The organism is Pseudomonas sp. MOIL14HWK12:I1 (genome assembly GCF_000510705.1).
Lineage (GTDB): Bacteria > Pseudomonadota > Gammaproteobacteria > Pseudomonadales > Pseudomonadaceae > Chryseomonas > Chryseomonas oryzihabitans.
The window spans coordinates 216,234-233,183 of sequence record NZ_KI783309.1 but is presented as its reverse complement, the minus strand read 5'-3'; the positions used below and the strand labels follow the sequence as shown (position 1 = coordinate 233,183).

Annotated in this window: 13 protein-coding genes and 1 pseudogene; 9 read left to right on the top strand and 5 right to left on the bottom strand. The window is 68.9% G+C overall.

From position 1 onward, the window contains the following. The first annotated feature begins 148 nt into the window (after positions 1–148). The gene (locus tag PSEK12I1_RS0122165) at positions 149–4,342 is read left to right on the top strand and encodes an EAL domain-containing protein (RefSeq protein WP_027602953.1); all 4,194 of its coding nucleotides are present in this window, start codon (positions 149–151) and stop codon (positions 4,340–4,342) included. Between the two features lie 123 nt (positions 4,343–4,465). Then, positions 4,466–5,719: a serine hydroxymethyltransferase gene (gene glyA / locus PSEK12I1_RS0122160; RefSeq protein WP_027602952.1), complete on the top strand. Its 1,254-nt coding sequence runs from the start codon at positions 4,466–4,468 to the stop codon at positions 5,717–5,719. 210 nt (positions 5,720–5,929) lie between these two features. Here glyA and trxB read toward each other — a convergent pair whose 3' ends face one another. Beyond that, positions 5,930–6,904: a thioredoxin-disulfide reductase gene (trxB, locus tag PSEK12I1_RS0122155; protein WP_027598439.1), complete on the bottom strand. Its 975-nt coding sequence runs from the start codon at positions 6,902–6,904 to the stop codon at positions 5,930–5,932. Between the two features lie 299 nt (positions 6,905–7,203). Here trxB and cysZ point away from each other — a divergent pair, with 299 nt between their 5' ends. After that, positions 7,204–7,974 (top strand): sulfate transporter CysZ, encoded by a 771-nt coding sequence (gene cysZ / locus PSEK12I1_RS0122150; RefSeq protein WP_027602951.1) that lies wholly within the window; start codon positions 7,204–7,206, stop codon positions 7,972–7,974. A gap of 209 nt (positions 7,975–8,183) precedes the next feature. Here the strand turns inward: cysZ and PSEK12I1_RS0122145 are convergent, their stop codons facing one another. After that, positions 8,184–8,669 carry a peptidylprolyl isomerase gene (locus PSEK12I1_RS0122145; protein WP_027598438.1) on the bottom strand — a complete coding sequence of 162 codons (486 nt, stop codon included), beginning with the start codon at positions 8,667–8,669 and terminating at the stop codon, positions 8,184–8,186. Positions 8,670–8,894: 225 nt separating this feature from the next. On the opposite strand from PSEK12I1_RS0122145, the gene PSEK12I1_RS0122140 reads away from it, so the two are divergent. Continuing rightward, positions 8,895–9,623, top strand: a complete 729-nt coding sequence (locus PSEK12I1_RS0122140) for a GNAT family N-acetyltransferase (protein ID WP_027602950.1) — start codon at positions 8,895–8,897, stop codon at positions 9,621–9,623. Beyond that, positions 9,620–10,417, top strand: coding sequence for a 1-acyl-sn-glycerol-3-phosphate acyltransferase (locus PSEK12I1_RS0122135; protein WP_027602949.1), 798 nt, complete (start codon positions 9,620–9,622; stop codon positions 10,415–10,417). The genes PSEK12I1_RS0122140 and PSEK12I1_RS0122135 overlap by 4 nt, the downstream gene beginning before the upstream one ends. Here PSEK12I1_RS0122135 and PSEK12I1_RS0122130 read toward each other — a convergent pair. Next, positions 10,360–10,947, bottom strand: a complete 588-nt coding sequence (locus PSEK12I1_RS0122130; RefSeq protein ID WP_027602948.1) for an ACP phosphodiesterase — start codon at positions 10,945–10,947, stop codon at positions 10,360–10,362. The two genes, PSEK12I1_RS0122135 and PSEK12I1_RS0122130, sit on opposite strands and share 58 nt — an antisense overlap. 94 nt (positions 10,948–11,041) lie before the next feature. On the opposite strand from PSEK12I1_RS0122130, the gene PSEK12I1_RS0122125 reads away from it, so the two are divergent. Then, entirely contained in the window at positions 11,042–12,001 is a 960-nt protein-coding gene (locus PSEK12I1_RS0122125) for a 2-hydroxyacid dehydrogenase (protein ID WP_027602947.1), read from the top strand. A 29-nt stretch (positions 12,002–12,030) separates the two neighbouring features. After that, complete coding sequence (locus PSEK12I1_RS0122120) at positions 12,031–13,032, top strand: class I SAM-dependent methyltransferase (protein ID WP_027602946.1); 1,002 nt, start codon at positions 12,031–12,033, stop codon at positions 13,030–13,032. 118 nt (positions 13,033–13,150) lie between these two features. On the opposite strand, the gene PSEK12I1_RS0122115 is transcribed toward PSEK12I1_RS0122120, so the two are convergent. After that, complete coding sequence (locus tag PSEK12I1_RS0122115) at positions 13,151–13,972, bottom strand: M48 family metallopeptidase (RefSeq protein WP_027602945.1); 822 nt, start codon at positions 13,970–13,972, stop codon at positions 13,151–13,153. Positions 13,973–14,133: 161 nt separating this feature from the next. Here PSEK12I1_RS0122115 and PSEK12I1_RS25435 point away from each other — a divergent pair. Together PSEK12I1_RS25435 and PSEK12I1_RS25430 are read left to right on the top strand one after the other, a co-directional pair. After that, positions 14,134–15,405 (top strand): annotated as a pseudogene (locus PSEK12I1_RS25435) (HAMP domain-containing protein); the annotation flags it as partial. Further along, positions 15,379–16,263: a methyl-accepting chemotaxis protein gene (locus tag PSEK12I1_RS25430; protein ID WP_371099755.1), complete on the top strand. Its 885-nt coding sequence runs from the start codon at positions 15,379–15,381 to the stop codon at positions 16,261–16,263. The pseudogene PSEK12I1_RS25435 and the gene PSEK12I1_RS25430, both read left to right, overlap by 27 nt. Positions 16,264–16,328: 65 nt before the next feature. Here the strand turns inward: PSEK12I1_RS25430 and PSEK12I1_RS0122105 are convergent, their stop codons facing one another. Continuing rightward, entirely contained in the window at positions 16,329–16,946 is a 618-nt protein-coding gene (locus PSEK12I1_RS0122105; RefSeq protein ID WP_027598432.1) for an SOS response-associated peptidase, read from the bottom strand. Between the last annotated feature and the right edge of the window lie 4 nt (positions 16,947–16,950).

Here is a 16,950-nt window from a genome sequence, read left to right as displayed (position 1 = left end):
TCGAAACCCCGCGCGACGAAAGCGCCGGCGCTGATCACGCGGAAAAAACCGGCGGAGACACCGTCCGGTCCCTTATCATAGGCCATCCCTGCCCCGCGGAATCGGGCGCAGCCGAACGGCCATCGCCTCTGCAGGAACGCAGTCCGTCGTGAACAGCCCGCCCTCCTCGCTGCCGGAAGCGCCGCTCGCCCCCGCCTCGCGACGCCTCACCCGCGGCCTGCTCGTCCTTTCGCTGGTGGCCATGCTGGCCCTGATGTTCTGGCAGGCCTTCGCCAGCGTGGCCGAGCGCGAGGCCCTGCGGCGCGAACAGCTGGACAGCCTGACCCAGCAACTGGCCAACACCGTCGAATTCGGCCTGGCGCTCAAGGCCCAGGCGGTGCGCAGCACCCTGCGCTGGTCGCTGGACCCTACCCTGCCGCTGGCTCCCAACCTGCTGCTCGGCCTCCAGGACTTCTTTCCCGGGCTGCAACAGGTGCGCTGGCTGCCGGCCAACGCCACTCTGCGCGCCGCCCGCCTGGGCGATACGCCGGACGCCGCCTTCATCCAGCAACTGATCGCGCGCGCCGGCCAGGCCGACTTCCGCTACGGCTACAATGCCGAGGCCGCGGCGGCGCCCCTCTATGTGCTGCTGGCCGGCGATCGCGAGGAGCAGCGGGGCTGGTGGGTGCTGACCAGCGCCCCCCTGCTCGAACCCCTGTGGCGGCCGACCCGGGTCCCGTCCGGCCTCGACTGGCGCCTGGAAGATCGCGCCCAGGGCACCCTGCTGTTCCGCGGCGGGGCGACCCCGGCGGCGGACAGCCGCGATGAAGTACGCCAGGAGCTGGCCTACAGCAACTGGCAGGTGGTGGGCAGCCATCCCGCCGAAGACATGGGCACCACCCTGCTGGGAGCCTCCTTCGGCCGCCTGGCGCTGTTCAGCCTGTCCGGCCTGGTGGCGGTCATCCTGCTCTACCTGCTGCTGCGCGAAGAACGTGGCCTGCGCGCCCTGACCCTCGCCTCGCGACGCGGCCTGCGCCTGGCCGGCATCGCCCTCAACGGCATCGAGGAAGCCGTCTGCATGACCCAGGCCGACGGTCGCCTGGTCCATGTCAACGCCACCGCCGCCCGCCTGCTGGGCATCGCCGCCGATGACGCCCAGCAGTTCTTCCTCGCCAGTCTGTTGCCCGAGGTGGTGGCCCTGACGCCCGCCGAACGTGACGGCGGTGCCCTGGTCACCCTGGTGGTGGAAGGCCAGCCGCGGCGCTTCGCGGTCAGCTGCCATGCCCTGGCGGCCAGCCAGCCCAGCGCCCGCGTCCTGCGCGATCGCACCCAGACCCAGGACGGTTTCGTCTGGGTGCTGCGCGACGTCACCGAGCAGCAGCGCAACCTGGAGACCATCCAGACCACCCGGCAGCGCTACGAAAGCATCTTCAACGGGGTGCACACCGGCATCTGCGTGGTCGATCTGAGCGCCGTCCATCCCCACATGCACGCCCTGGGCCTGGAACGTCCCGAGCAACTGGCGGAGCTGTTCGCCCGCCAGCCCGAGGCCCTGGATGCCCTGGGCCGTCAGGTGCGCATCACCGAGATCAACCAGCGCGCCCTGGAAATGCTCGGCATCGGCCACCTGGACCAGGCCTGGGCGCGGCTGGTGGGTGACTCCCGCGTCCAGCTCGGCGGCAAGCGCTACCGCCTGCTGGCCGGTCTGCTCTCCGGCCAGCAGGTGCTGGAACTCGAGACCTGCATCGACACCGCCGAGGGCGAGCGCCATCTCTGGCTGACCATGCACCTGCCGGCCGATCCCCAGCACCTCGATGCCACCCTGCTCAGCCTCACCGACATCACCCAGCGCAAGCTCGGCGAATTGCGCCTGCTCGAGCGCGACAGCTTCTGGTCGAATCTGATCAGCGCCATCCCCGACACCCTCTACACCTACGACGTGGCCAGTGGCGAGCTGACCTACGAGAGTCATTCGCTGGCGCTCAAGCTCGGCTATCCGCCGGAGGCCTTCGCCAGCCTCGGTCGCGCGCGCCTGCACCCGGACGACGTCGAGCTGCACGAGCGGGTGGTCAGCATGCGGCCGACGCTGTCCGACCAACCCAGCAGCAGCCTCCTGCGCTGGCAGCACCGCAACGGCGGCTGGCGCTGGTTCGACGTGCGCGAGCAACGCCTCGCCAGTGCGGCGGACGGCAGCGCGGCGAGCGTGGTGGGGCTGGCCCTGGACGTCACCGACATGGTCCGCGCCAGCGAGCGCCTGCGCGAGAGCGAGAATCGCTACCGGCAGCTGGCGGAAAGCATCAGCGACGTCATCTTCACCACCGACGCCCAGCTGGTGCTCAACTACCTCAGCCCCTCGGTCGAGGAATTGCTCGGCTATCCCGTCGCCGAGCTGCAACAGCGCACCCTGGCCGAGCTGGTGGTGCATTCGCGCCAGCTGCAGGAATTCCGCCGCACCCTGCAGCGGCTGTTGCGCAGCCTCGACGATCCGCGCGCCCTGGCCGAGCTGCGCCGGGAACACTTCGCGCCCCTGCTGCTGGATTGCCTGCACGCCCAGGGTCACACCCTGCAGATCGAGCTGCGCCTCAAGCCGCTGTGGGACGACCACGAGCGCTTCGCCGGCCTGCTCGGCATCTGCCGCGACATCTCCGCCCAGCGCCGCACGGAAAAGGACATGCGCATGGCGGCCACGGTCTTCGACCACTCCGCCGGCGCCATCCTGGTCACCGACCCGGCCGGCTACATCGTGCGGGTCAACCGCACCTTCACCCGCATCACCGGCTTCAGCCCCGAAGAGGTGTTCGACCAGCAGCCGATGATGCTCTGCGCGGACAAGCAGGAAGCCAACCAGCTGCAGCACGTGATGCAGCAGCTGCGCACCCAGGAGAGCTGGGAAGGCGAACTCTGGCAGCGACGCCAGGACAACGAGCCCTACCCCTCCTGGGTCGGCATCACCGCCATCCGCGACGACGACGGCGACCTGATGAGCTATGTCTGCTTCTTTGTCGACATCAGCGAGCGCAAGGCCAGCGAAAGACGCATCCATCGCCTCGCCTACTACGACGCCCTGACCCTGCTGCCCAACCGCACCCTGTTCCAGGACCGCCTGCACAACGCCCTGCAGCAGAGTCGCCACAACGGCAGCTGGGTGGTGCTGATGTTCCTCGACCTCGACCGCTTCAAGCCGATCAACGACAGCCTCGGCCACGCCGCCGGTGACCGCCTGCTCAAGGAGGTGGCCATGCGCCTGACCGCCTGCGTGGGCACCGAGGACAGCGTGGCGCGCATGGGCGGCGACGAATTCACCCTGCTGCTGTCGGGCCTGGAAACCCGCGAGGTGGCCCTGGCCCAGGCGATCCGCGTCGGCGAGCAGATCCTCACCCAGCTGTCCGAGGCCTTCGTGCTCGAAGGCCGCGAATTCTTCGTCTCCGCCAGCATCGGCATCGCCCTCTCGCCGCAGGACGGCCATGAGCTCAGCCAGCTGATGAAGAACGCCGACACCGCCATGTACCACGCCAAGGAGATGGGCAAGAACAACTTCCAGTTCTACCAGGCCGAGATGAACGCCCGCGCCCTGGAACGCCTGGAACTGGAAGCCGATCTGCGGCACGCCCTGCTGCAGGGCGAATTCCGCCTGCACTACCAGCCGCAGTACCGCTGCGACAACCGGCGCCTGACCGGGGTCGAGGCCCTGCTGCGCTGGGAGCATCCGGTGCGCGGCCACGTCTCGCCGGCGGAATTCATCCCGGTGCTCGAAGAGATCGGCCTGGTGGTCCAGGTCGGGGACTGGGTGATTCGCGAGGCCTGCCGGCAGATGCGCGAATGGCACGCGGCCAGGGTGCGCATTCCCAAGGTCTCGGTGAATCTCTCCGCGCGGCAATTCAGCGACGGCCAGCTCGGCCAGCGCATCGCCGCGATCCTCGCCGAGACCGGCCTGGCGCCGGCCTGCCTGGAACTGGAACTGACCGAGAGCATCCTGATGCGCGACGTCGGCGAGGCCCTGCAACTGCTCGGCGAACTCAAGAGCCTGGGCCTGTGCATCGCGGTGGACGACTTCGGCACCGGCTATTCCTCGCTCAACTACCTCAAGCAGTTCCCCATCGACATCCTCAAGATCGACCGCAGCTTCGTCGACGGCCTGCCCCACGGCGAGCAGGATGCGCAGATCGCCCGGGCCATCATCGCCATGGCCCACAGCCTCAATCTCTCGGTGATCGCCGAGGGCGTCGAGGAACCGGCGCAACTGGAATTCCTGCGCCTGCATGGCTGCGACGAGGTGCAGGGCTTCCTCTTCGACCGTCCGCTGCCGCCGGATCTGCTGCGCGAACGGCTGGAGCACCAGGGGCTGTTTCCGGTCCTGACATGAGACCGATGGCGCCACCGCATGACCGGCGCTCATACCTCAGAGTTCCCGCGATGGGGTAGAATACTGCCCCTCACGAGCCCGATCGGGCTCGCTCTTCGCCATGCCTCAGGGGACCCTGCCGCCATGTTCAGCCGTGAAACCACCCTCGCCCGCTTCGACGCCGACCTGTATGCCGCCATGCAGCAGGAAGCCCAGCGTCAGGAAGATCACATCGAGCTGATCGCTTCGGAGAACTACACCAGCCCGGCGGTCATGGAAGCCCAGGGCAGCGTGCTGACCAACAAGTACGCCGAAGGCTATCCCCACAAGCGCTACTATGGCGGCTGCGAATACGTCGACGTGGTCGAGCAACTGGCCATCGACCGCGCCAAGCAGCTGTTCGGCGCCGACTACGCCAACGTCCAGCCGCACTCCGGCTCCCAGGCCAACTCGGCCGTCTACCTCGCGCTGATCGAAGCCGGTGACACCATCCTCGGCATGAGCCTGGCTCACGGCGGTCACCTGACCCACGGCGCCACCGTGTCCTCTTCCGGCAAGCTGTACAACGCCGTGCAGTACGGCATCGACGAGCAGGGCCTGATCGACTACGCCGAGGTCGAGCGCCTGGCCCAGGAGCACAAGCCCAAGGTCATCGTCGCCGGCTACTCCGCCTACTCCCAGGTGCTGGACTTCGCCCGCTTCCGTGCCATCGCCGATGCCGTGGGTGCCTACCTGTTCGTCGACATGGCACACTTCGCCGGCCTGGTCGCCGCCGGCGTCTACCCCAACCCGGTCCCCTTCGCCGACGTGGTCACCAGCACCACCCACAAGACCCTGCGCGGTCCGCGTGGCGGCCTGATCCTGGCCAAGGCCAACGAAGCCATCGAGAAGAAGCTCAACTCGGCGGTCTTCCCCGGTGCCCAGGGCGGCCCGCTGATGCACGTCATCGCCGGCAAGGCGGTGTGCTTCAAGGAAGCCCTGCAGCCCGAGTTCAAGACCTACCAGCAGCAGGTGATCAAGAACGCCCAGGCCATGGCCGGCGTGTTCATCGAGCGTGGCTTCGACGTCGTCTCCGGCGGCACCGACAACCACCTGTTCCTGCTCAGCCTGATCAAGCAGGAAATCACCGGCAAGGACGCGGACGCCGCCCTGGGTCGCGCCTTCATCACCGTGAACAAGAACTCGGTGCCGAACGATCCGCGCTCGCCCTTCGTCACCTCCGGTCTGCGCATCGGCACCCCGGCCGTCACCACCCGTGGCTTCCAGGAAGCCGAGTGCCGCGAACTGGCCGGCTGGATCTGCGACATCCTCGGCAACATGGGCGACGAATCGGTGATCGACGCCGTCCGTGAAAAGGTCAAGGCCGTCTGCGCTCGCCTGCCGGTCTACGGCAAGTAAGAGGCACGCCTTCCCCCTCTCCCCCTGGGAGAGGGCCGGGGTGAGGGAACCCCCAGAACAAAGAGCCCCGACCAAATGGCCGGGGCTCTTTGCATTTCCAGAAGGGTCGTCAAGGCAGCCAGGCCAGCTCTTGTCGCACGCCGGAAGCTTCCGAAAACGAAAAACCCTGGCCAGTGCCGGGGTTTTTCTTTGTCAGGCGTCGATCAGGCCTTAGAGGACCTGGAGATCGCCCAACCCATCCAGGTAGCGCTCGGCGTCCAGCGCCGCCATGCAGCCGGCACCGGCCGAGGTGATGGCCTGGCGGTAGGTGTGGTCGGCCACGTCGCCGGCGGCGAACACGCCCGGCACGTTGGTGGCGGTGGCATTGGCCTCGCGGCCGCCCTTCACCACCAGATAGCCGTCGTGGGTCTCCAGCTGGCCTTCGAACAACCCGGTGTTGGGGGTATGGCCGATGGCGACGAACAGACCGGCCACCTGCAGCTCTTCGCTGCTGCCATCGTTGTTCTTGATGCGCACGCCGGTGACGCCCATGTTGTCACCCAGCACCTCGTCGACGCTGGCGTTGAGTTTGAGCGCCATCTTGCCCTCGGCGACCCGGGCACGCAGCTTGTCCTGCAGGATCTTCTCGGCGCGGAAGGTCTCGCGGCGGTGGATCAGGGTCACCTTGCTGGCGATGTTGGCCAGGTACAGGGCTTCCTCGACCGCGGTGTTGCCGCCGCCGACCACCGCCACCTCGCGGTTGCGATAGAAGAAGCCGTCGCAGGTGGCGCAGGCGGACACGCCCTTGCCCATGAAGGCCTCCTCGCTGGCCAGGCCCAGGTAGCGGGCGCTGGCACCGGTGGCGATGATCAGGGCGTCGCAGGTGTAGGTGGCGCTGTCACCCTTGAGGGTGTAGGGCTTGCCGCCAAAGTCCACGGCGTTGATGTGATCGAAGACGATCTCGGTCTCGAAGCGCTCGGCGTGCTCGCGCATCCGCTCCATCAGCGCCGGACCGGTCAGGTCGTGGGGGTCACCCGGCCAGTTGTCGACCTCGGTGGTGGTGGTCAGCTGGCCGCCCATCTGCATGCCGGTGATCAGCAGCGGCTTGAGGTTGGCACGGGCGGCATAGACCGCGGCCGTGTAACCGGCCGGACCGGAACCGAGGATGATGAGACGCGAATGGCGCGAGTTGCTGACTTCAGACATGACATTCTCCCTGCCGGGGTCTCCGGCAGACCTAAGAGTAGAGTGGCCGGCGCGCCCTGGGGGCATGCCGGCCGGTGTGCGTGCGGAGCCGTTCCGCAAGCGCCGGTCGCTCCTGGCGACGGCGCGACCGGCGCCGATAGGCGGACACCGGGTCCAGGGATGGGGCTCAGCGTACCGGGTGCCGCCCCTCCACAGAAGCGACCATTCTAAATCCAGACCATAGGGCGCGCCTATGTCGACCGCTTCGGCCAGGGAGCCCTGAGGTAAGCTGTGCCTCCCGCCACCTGTCAGGAATCTTCATGGCTGTCGCTCCGCTGTCCGGCTCCGCCTACTTCGCCGAAGGGCTGCGCCTGGTGACCCGCCCCGGCATGCGCCGCTTCGTGGTCATCCCGCTGACCATCAACCTGCTGCTCTACGCCGCCATTCTCACCTTTGCCGTGCGCGGCTTCGAGGGTTGGCTGGAGCAGCTGATGCCGAGCCTGCCGGCCTGGGCGAGCTTCGTCGAATGGCTGCTCTGGCCGCTGTTCGTGCTCCTGCTGCTGGCGATCATCTTCTTTACCTTCACGATGCTGGCCAACCTGGTGGCGGCGCCCTTCAACGGCTTTCTGGCGGAAAAGGTCGAGGTCATGGTGCGCGGCCAGGACGACTTCCCGCCGTTCAACCTCACCGAACTGGTCACCATGGTGCCACGCACCCTGCAGCGCGAACTGCGCAAGCTGGGCTACTACCTGCCGCGCGCCCTGGGCCTGCTGGTGCTGACCTTCATCCCCGGCCTCAACCTGATCGCCGCGCCGCTGTGGATCCTGTTCGGCGTCTGGATGATGGCGGTGCAGTACATCGACTTTCCCGCCGACAACCACAAGCTGGACTTCCGTGCCATGCTCGCCTGGCTGCGCACCCGCCGCCTGCGCTGCCTGGGCTTTGGCGGGGTGACCTACCTGGCGCTGCTGGTCCCTGGCCTGAACGCCCTGTTCATGCCCGCCGCGGTGGCTGGGGCGACGCTGTTCTGGGTGCGTGAAGGGGGCGACAAGGCCCTGGTGGTGCGTCCCCAAGGCAGCCTGGCCCGGTAGGGTGGAAAACCGCGCAGCGTTTTCCACGCGGCCATCGTGCCTCCGTGGATGAGGCTGCGCCGTCATCCACCCTAGGCCGCATCATCCAACCAGCCCCCTCTCCCCCTGGGAGAGGGTTGGGGTGAGGGCCACCCCGCACGGACGCCACAAACGACAACGCCCGCGCCGGCAAGGCCGGACACGGGCGTCGCAGGAGCCTGAGGCCAGGCTTAGTGGTGGTGACCACCTTCGCCATGGATGTGGCCGTGGGCGATTTCTTCGTCGCTGGCCGCACGCACGTTGACCACCTTGACGTCGAAGTTCAGACGCTGGCCAGCCAGGGGGTGGTTGCCGTCGACGGTGACCTGGTCGCCGTCGATGTCACGCACGGTGACGATCTGCATGGCGCCGTCCGGGCCGGAGGCGTGGAACTGCATGCCCACTTCCAGCTCGTCCACGCCTTCGAACATTTCCTTGCCCAGGGTGGCAACCAGTTCGGGGGTGTATTCGCCGTAGGCGTCTTCCGGCTCGATGGCCACCTTCAGCTCGTCGCCGGCCTGCTTGCCGGACAGGGCGCGCTCGAGGCCGGGAATGATGTTGCCCGCGCCTTGCAGGTACACCAGCGGAGCACCACCAGCGGAGCTGTCGATGACTTCGCCGGCGTCGTTGGTCAGGGTGTAGTCGATGGATACTGCCGTGTTCGCCGCGATCTGCATGGCCAGAACCTTCATGCTGGGAAAAAATAGGATTGACGCATCAGTCTACGCGTCCAACCTAGCAATTGCGAATGCGTTCGGTCAGTCCCCTGGCGCCCGCAGGCATCTGGAGGGCGCCCCTGCAACGGTGCCCGACCGCTCGTCACGAGATCGCCATGGCCGCTTCACGGGGCTGTCATCCCGGCTACCTAGGGTTTGCTGCATACCCACTGCCGGAGCCCTGCCATGCCGATTCCAGTGTCCGCACCGCCCGCGCTGCGCGCCGAACGCCTGTCGACCGCCGCGGATATCCGCGCCGCCCAGCGCCTGCGGGCTGAGGTCTTCGGCAGTACCTACGGCGTGCATTTCGCCGACAACCTCGACCAGGACGCCTACGACGCCCACTGCCTGCACCTGGGGGTGCGCGACCTGCGCAGCGGCGAGCTGATCGCCACCACGCGACTGCTCGACGGACGCCGCCGCGAGCGCCTGGGCAGTCTCTACAGCGAAAGCGAATTCCAGCTGGAAGGCCTGGACGGCCTGCAGGGTCCGCTGCTGGAAATCGGCCGCACCTGCGTGGCGCCCGGGCATCGCACCGGCGCGGCCATCGCCCTGCTGTGGGCGGAACTGGCCGAGATCATGGCCTGTGGCGACTATCGCTACCTCATGGGCTGCGCCAGCGTGCCCATGGCCGATGGCGGCCTGCAGGCCGCCGCCCTGCTGCGCCAGGCCGCGCGGGACGAACGCATCCCGGCGATCCGCGCCACGCCGCGGCGCCCGCTGCCCTTCGTCGCCGTGCCCGACAACCTGGTGGTGCAGCTGCCGCCCCTGCTCAAGGCCTATCTGCGCCTGGGCGCCCAGGTCTGCGGCGCGCCCTGCTGGGATCCGGAATTCGGCGTGGCCGACGTCTTCATCCTGCTCAAGCGCGAAGACCTCTGCCCGCGCTATGCCCGCCACTTCAAGGCCGCGGTATGAGGCGACTGCGCCTCGCCCTGCGGCTGTTGCCGGTGCTGGCCGCGCTGCTGCTCGGGGCGCTGTTCGCCCTGACGGTGGCGCTGGCGGTAACGCTCGGTCGGCGGCCCTGTCTGGGGCTGCGGCAACGGCTGACGCGGCGCTTCTTCCAGCTGCTGGCCCGGGCGCTGCGCCTGCGCCTGGAGGTCTGGGGCGAGGTGCCGCGCGGCACCCATCTGTGGCTGGCCAATCATGTGTCCTGGCTGGACATCGTCGCCCTCGGCAGCCTGCGGCCGCTGGGTTTCCTGTCCAAGGCGGAGGTGGCGGACTGGCCCTTCGCCGGCTGGCTGACGCGCCAGGCCGGCACCCTGTTCATCCGCCGCGGTGCCGAACGCGGCGACGCCCTGGGCGAGGCCTTGACCACGCGCCTGACCCAGGGCCTGTCACTGGCGCTCTTTCCCGAGGGCACCACCACCGACGGCAGCGTGCTGCGCACCTTTCATGGTCGGCTGCTGAGTCCGGCCATCGCCACCGGCACCCCGCTGCAACCCGTGGCCCTGAGCTACTGGCGCCACGGCGAGCCGGATCGGGACGCGGCCTTCATCGGCGACGACGACCTGGTGAATCATCTACTGCGGCTGCTGGACAACGGCGGGACCACCCTGAGGATCGAGTTGCTGCCCGCGGTGCTGCCCCAAGGCCAGGCGCGCCAGGTACTGGCGGGTCGCTGCCAGGCGGCCATCGCCGGCCGCCTCGGGATTCAGCTGGAAACCCGCGCCGCCCGCTCGGCGGCGGCAAAGGCCTGCAACTGCGGATAGAAGTCGCGGAAATCTGCCAGCAGGCCATCGTAGGCGGCGTCCAGTTCGGCGAAGGCCCCGGCCAGCAGCTCCGGGCGTGACAGCCGCCGCGCCATGCCTTCCACCACCCGCTCCAGCACGGCGAAGTCTTGGTAGCTGCCCAGCCAGTCCTGACGCGCCATCAGGGGCGCGATGCGGGCCAGCCGCGGCGGCAGCTCCGGCTCCTCCAGCAGGGTCTGGTAGCAGTCCGCGACGAAATCCGGCAGCGGCTGCTCGGCATAGTCGTGCCAGAGGCGCGCCAGGCAGTGATCGAAGAAGACATCCACCAGCAGTCCGGCCACCCGCCGCCGCGCCGCGGGCAACCGGGTCTTGGCCCGGATCACCAGGGGATGGTCGTCGGTATAGACGTCGATGCGCCGGTGCAGCCGGATGCCGGCGGCGATCCCGGCCGGCCAGAGGTCCGCCGGGCCCTTGACGAAATCGCCGTAGAGACTGCCGAGGCGATCTTCGCGGCCGGGGCCGCCCAGGTGCAGGTGCGCGAGATAATTCATCCCCTCAGCATACTCCAGCCGCGACCGGGCGGTTTTCCTGGACGACCCGCGGCTGCTAGGCTCGGACCTCCCTTCCCTGTCCGCTGGAGTCGTCATGCCCGTTCGCGCCGTGTTCCTCGACTATGCCTCTCTCGACCTGGGCGATCTGGACCCGGCGCCCTTGCGCGCGGTGTTCGACGAACTGGAACTCCATCCGGCGAGCGCCCCGGAGGAGGTCGCGGCGCGCCTGGCCGGCGCCCAGGTCGCCCTCGTCAACAAGGTGGTGCTGGACGCCGCCATCCTGGCCGCCTGCCCCGAGTTGAAGCTGGTGCTGGTCAGCGCCACCGGCACCAACAACATTGACCTGGAGGCCGCGCGCGCCCAGGGCGTGCGCGTCTGCAACTGCCAGGGCTACGGCACCGCCTCGGTCGCCCAGCACACCCTGGCGCTGCTGCTGGCCCTGGCCACCCGGTTGCCGGACTACCAGGCGGACATCCGCGCCGGTCGCTGGCAGACCGCCAGCCAGTTCTGCCTGCTCGATCACCCCATCGTCGAGCTGGAAGGCAAGACCCTCGGCCTGCTCGGCCTCGGCGAACTGGGCAGCGCGGTCAAGCGGCTGGCCGAAGCCTTCGGCATGCAGACCCTGGTGGGCCAGTTGCCCGGTCGCCCCGCCCGCCCGGGCAGCCTGCCGCTGGCCGAGCTGCTGCCCCAGGTGGACGCCCTGACGATGCACTGCCCGCTGACCGAGCAGACCCGCGGCCTGATCGGTACGGCGGAACTGGCGGCGATGAAACCCACGGCCTTCCTGGTCAACACCGCCCGCGGCGGCATCGTCGACGAACAGGCCCTGGCCGACTGCCTGAGACGCGGCCACCTGGCCGGCGCCGCCACCGACGTGCTCAGCGTCGAGCCGCCGCGCGACGGCAATCCGCTGCTGGCCGGTGACATTCCACGACTGATCGTCACCCCGCACAACGCCTGGGGCAGTCGCGAGGCGCGCCAGCGGATCATCGGCCAGCTCGCCGCCAATGCCGAAGGTCATTTCGCCGGCACGCCGCAGCGGGTGGTCTGCTAAAGTTCGCGCTTTTTTCGCCAGGTAGCCCCATGGATCCGCGCAGCGAAGTCCTCCTCCGTCACCCCGAGCGCTTTGGCGGCGCCTTGCTGCTCGCCGGCTTGCCGGCCGATGAGCTGCTCGGCAGCCTGCCTGCGGCCAGCGGCTGGAGTTGGCATGCGGGCGAGGCCGAACAACTGATGCGGCGCTATCCGGGTCGCGTCAGCCTGGGGATCGAGCCCCCGGCGGGCGACTTCACCGCTGCCGTGCTGTTCCTGCCCAAGTCCCGCGAGGCCACCGACTTCCTGCTCACTGCCCTGAGCCAGCGCCTGCCGGCCGCGGGTAGTCTGTTTCTGGTCGGGGAAAAGAAGGCCGGGATCGAACGCGCGGCGCGCCAGCTGGGCGTCCTGGGCCAGGCCAGCAAGCTCGACAGCGCCCGCCATTGCCAACTGTGGGTGGTGCAGGACCCTAGCACCTCGGCCGATCCGCAGCCGGACGCCTGGCTGCAACGCCATCGGCTGGAGCGGGCGGGGATGAGTCTGGAGATTCTCAGCCTACCGGGTGTGTTCAGCCATGGCCGGCTGGACGTGGGCACGGCGCTGCTGCTGGAACACCTCGACGGCCTGCCCGAGGGGGCGGTACTGGACTTCGGTTGTGGCGCCGGCGTGGTCGGCGCCGCCCTGGCCCGCCGCTATCCCGCCAGCACCCTGCACCTGCTCGACGTGGACGCCTTCGCCGTGGCCAGCAGTCGCCAGACCCTGGCGGCCAATGGCCTGGCCGGAACCGTGATCGCCGGTGACGGCATCGCCGCGGCGCCCAGCGGTCTTGCCGCCATCGTCAGCAATCCGCCCTTCCACAGCGGCGTGAAGACCGACTACCGCACCACCGAGACCCTGCTGGCCGAGGCGGTGCGCCATCTGCGTCCCGGCGGAGAGTTGCGCCTGGTGGCCAACAGCTTCCTGCGCTATCCGCCACTGATCGAGGCCGCCTTCGGCAATTGCCGCACCCTGGCCGAACGCGACGGCTTCAAGGTCTACAGCGCCCGGCGGCGGTAGCGACGCCGAGCCCTGCCGGGCTTCACTGCACTCAACCCAGCCTACGGCGCCTACCCGCCCCCTCTCCCCCTGGGAGAGGGCTGGGGTGAGGGAAGTACCTTCCCCCAAACCCAAATCCTCAACCCTTCTTCGCCGCCTCGTACAGCGGCATCACCTTGGGAATCGCCGTCTGCAGGGCCTTGGTGCGGTTGGCGTCGGAGGGGTGGGTGCTGAGGAATTCCGCCGGCTGCTTGCCCTGGCTGGCCTGGGCCATCTTCTGCCAGAGGGTGATGGCGGCATTGGGGTTGTAGCCGGCGCGCGCCGAGAGCTCCAGACCGATGAGATCCGCCTCGTTCTCGTTGCCGCGGCTGAACGGCAGGGTCAGGGCCACCTGGGACACCTGGTCGGCCAGCTGCATGCCGCCCTGGCCGACGCCCAGCAGGGCGCCGCCGAGGTTCTCGCCCATCTGGATGGCATAGGCCCGCGACATCTGCTCGCGGCTGTGCTCGCGCAGGGCGTGGGCGATCTCGTGGCCCATCACCGCCGCCAGTTCGTCGTCGGTCAGCTTGAGCTGATCGATGAGGCCGCTGTAGACGAAGATCTTGCCGCCCGGGCCGCAGTTGGCGTTGAGTTCGTCGCTCTGCACCAGGTTGACCTGCCAATCCCAGTTCACCGCGTCCGGACGGAAGGCCGCGGTCTGCGGGATCAGCCGCTTGGCGATGGCGGCCACGCGCTTGCCGTCGGCCGTATCGTTGGCCAGCTTGCCGGCGGACTTGGCCTCGCTGACCGTCTTGGCATAGGACTGGGCGTACATCTGGTTGACCTGCTGCTCGGACAGCATGCTGAACATGTACTGCTTGCGCTGCACCCCGACCGCACCACCGGAGGTGGTATTGACGGTCTGGCAGGCGACCAGCAGCAGGCTCAGGGACAGGCCTGCGAGGGGAAGGATACGGCGCATGGGAATCTCCAGGTATCGAGGCGGATACAGTCTAGAGAGGGGCGTCAGACCCGGCAACGTCCGGTAATGCCCGGCAACGCTCTCCTGCCAGGCGACCGGAGGCCTCAATGGACAGACATCTGCGCCGATAGCTCCCGGTATCGAACGCCCCGGAGTCCCCCATGAATTCCCGCTCCATCCGCACCTCCATCACCCTGCTGGCCGGCGCCTGCATCCTGGCGGTGGTCGCTGCCCTGATCGCCTACACCCTGTTCGCCGGTCAGCGCACCCGCGCCCTGGTCGACAGCCATACCGAGGCCCTGGCCGCCACGGCCGCCGAAGCCCGGCTCACGGCCGAGGCCGAGGCCGTGGGCAACCAGCTGCAACGCCAGCTGGACGTCCCCCTGCAACTGGCCAGTCAGCTGGCGCAACTCAACGTGGCCATGGCCAGTCCGGGCGACCAGCAGGTCGAGCTGGATCGCCAGAGTCTGGTCCGCCTGCTGGGCCGGAGTCTGCAGCGCCAGTCCGGCCTGCTCAGTCTCTATACCGTCTGGGAGCCCAATGCCATCGACGGCCAGGACGACCGCCATCGCGGTGATGCCGCGGCCGGCTACGACGAGCATGGGCGCTTCACCCCCTGGTGGCACAAGACCCTCGACGGCGATGTGACGGTGGAACCGATCGGCCCGACCGTGGAAAGCCAGACCCGGCTGCCCTCGGGCGTGCGCGAAGGCGAGTACTACCTCTGCCCGCGGGAAAATCGCACCACCTGCGTGCTCGATCCCATGCCCGACACGGTCAACGAGCAGCAGGTGCTGATCGCCTCCTTCAACGTGCCGATCCTGGTCGGCGGCGCCTTCAAGGGCGTGGTCGGTGCCGACGTGCCGCTGGACTTCATCCAGCGCCAGCTGGTCAAGGCCAATGGCCGCCTCTATGGCGGCGTGGGCCGCATGGCCCTGGTGGCCGGGCGCGGCACCCTGGTCGCCTACACCGCCGATGCCAGCCAGCTGGGCAAACCGGCCGAACCGGTGCTGGGCGCGACCCTGACCGGCCTCAAGGACCTCGGCGAAGGCGTCACCCGTCGCTTCGACGCCCAGAGCGAGCGCTATCAGGTCTATCTGCCGCTGCGCTTCGCCGGCGACAACCGCCAGGTCTGGACGCTGATCATCGAACTCCCCCGCGAAGCCGTGCTGGCCGACCTCTACAGCCTCAAGGACACCCTGGGTAGCCAACGTCACCAGGACGTGATCGGCATGCTGCTGGTGGGCCTGGCGGTCGCCGGCGCCGGTCTGCTGGTGCTCTGGCTGATCAGCCTGCGCATCGCCCGGCCGCTGCGGCAGATGGTGACCATGCTCGACGCCATCGGCCAGGGCGACGGTGACCTCACCCAGCGCCTCGCCACCGAGCGCCGCGACGAGGTCGGCGCCATGGCCGGCGGCTTCAATCGCTTCCTGGCCTCGCTGCAGGGCCTCATCGGCCAGCTGATCCGCTCCGTGGGCGAGGTGGCCTCGGCCGCCGAGCACACCTCCCATATCGCCCAGCGCACCCGCGACGGCGTGCAGCGCCAGTTGCAGGAGATCGACCAGCTGGCCACCGCCATGCAGGAGATGACCGCCACCGCCCAGGACGTGGCCGGCAATGCCGGTCGCGCGGCGCGGGCCGCCACCGAGGCGGACGGCGCGGTCAACGAAGGCCAGCGGCTGGTGCAGCAGAACGTCGCCAGCAGCGCCGCCCTCGCCCGGGAGATCGAGCGCGCGGTGGAGCAGGTCCGCCGGGTCGCCGAGGACAGCGAGAACATCGGCTCCATCCTCACCACCATCAACGGCATCGCCGAGCAGACCAATCTGCTGGCGCTCAACGCCGCCATCGAGGCGGCGCGGGCCGGCGAGCAGGGCCGCGGCTTCGCCGTGGTGGCCGACGAGGTGCGCAACCTGGCGCAAAAGACCCAGGTCGCCACCAGCGAGATCCAGGAGATGATCCAGCGCCTGCAGCAGGGCACCCGCGAGGCGGTGACGGTGATGCAGGCCAGCGGCGCCCAGACCAGCACCCAGGTCGCCCAGACCGAGGCCACCCGGCATGCGCTGGACACCATCCTGGCGGCGGTGGGCGAGATCACCAGCATGAATCTGCAGATCGCCAGCGCCGCGGAAGAACAGAGCGCGGTGGCCGAGGACATCAATCGCAACGTGGTCAATATCGGCCAGAGCGCCCAGGCGGTCCACGGCGAAGCCGACAGCGCCTCCCGCGCCGGCCAGCAACTGCGCGAACTGGCCGAACAGCAACGCCAGCTGGCGGAACGGTTCCGGGTCTAGCCCCCTCCCCTCAAGTGCCAAGCCCCCCTCTCCCTCCTGGGAGAGGGCCGGGGTGAGGACCGCGTCTACAGCGGGGTCAGACACTCCGGCCCGTCCACCTCGGGCCGATTGACGATATCGGCCAGCACCCGCTCGCGCAGCGGCATGCCGCCCGCGGCCAACAGCGCCTGCAGGGCTTCGGGCGAGCTGTTCGGATCCTGCCAGAGGGAACGCCCCGCTTCATCCAGCAGGATTGGCCGCCGCAGCGGGCCGGCGGCCTGGGTGACCATGGCCACCGACAGCCAGAGCTGGTCCCCGGCCGGATAGGCCTCCCAGAGCGCGGCGAACCAGGCCAGGGGTTCGCCATTGAGCATCCAGTAGGGCCGCTTGCGATGATTGCCGCGCCATTCGTAGAAGCCGTTGGCGGGCAGCAGGCAACGTCGCAGGCGAAAGGGCTCGCGAAACATCGGCTGGGTGGCCAGGCTTTCGGCGCGGGCGTGGGTGGGGGTGCGGGAAAGATCGGTGAGCCAGGGCGGAGTCAGTCCCCAGCGACCGCTGTCGACCCGCTCGCCCTCGGCGGTCCGCCGCTGCAGCAGCACCTGCTGATGGGGGGAGATGTTCCAGCGCGGCGCATGCTTTTCGGGGAATCCCGCCAGGGCGGCGAATTCGGCGGGCCAGCGGAACAGGGCGTAGCGTCCGGACATGAAA

Bases quoted from the DNA above. Each gene is read 5' to 3' on its own strand.
- PSEK12I1_RS0122120 (WP_027602946.1), top strand. From the start codon at position 12,031: ATGGATCCGCGCAGCGAAGTCCTCCTCCGTCACCCCGAGCGCTTTGGC.
- PSEK12I1_RS25430 (WP_371099755.1), top strand. From the start codon at position 15,379: ATGGCCGGCGGCTTCAATCGCTTCCTGGCCTCGCTGCAGGGCCTCATC.
- PSEK12I1_RS0122105 (WP_027598432.1), bottom strand. From the start codon at position 16,946: ATGTCCGGACGCTACGCCCTGTTCCGCTGGCCCGCCGAATTCGCCGCC.
- PSEK12I1_RS0122145 (WP_027598438.1), bottom strand. From the start codon at position 8,669: ATGCAGATCGCGGCGAACACGGCAGTATCCATCGACTACACCCTGACC.
- PSEK12I1_RS0122140 (WP_027602950.1), top strand. From the start codon at position 8,895: ATGCCGATTCCAGTGTCCGCACCGCCCGCGCTGCGCGCCGAACGCCTG.
- PSEK12I1_RS0122115 (WP_027602945.1), bottom strand. From the start codon at position 13,972: ATGCGCCGTATCCTTCCCCTCGCAGGCCTGTCCCTGAGCCTGCTGCTG.
- PSEK12I1_RS0122130 (WP_027602948.1), bottom strand. From the start codon at position 10,947: ATGAATTATCTCGCGCACCTGCACCTGGGCGGCCCCGGCCGCGAAGAT.
- PSEK12I1_RS0122135 (WP_027602949.1), top strand. From the start codon at position 9,620: ATGAGGCGACTGCGCCTCGCCCTGCGGCTGTTGCCGGTGCTGGCCGCG.
- PSEK12I1_RS0122125 (WP_027602947.1), top strand. From the start codon at position 11,042: ATGCCCGTTCGCGCCGTGTTCCTCGACTATGCCTCTCTCGACCTGGGC.
- trxB (WP_027598439.1), bottom strand. From the start codon at position 6,904: ATGTCTGAAGTCAGCAACTCGCGCCATTCGCGTCTCATCATCCTCGGT.
- cysZ (WP_027602951.1), top strand. From the start codon at position 7,204: ATGGCTGTCGCTCCGCTGTCCGGCTCCGCCTACTTCGCCGAAGGGCTG.
- glyA (WP_027602952.1), top strand. From the start codon at position 4,466: ATGTTCAGCCGTGAAACCACCCTCGCCCGCTTCGACGCCGACCTGTAT.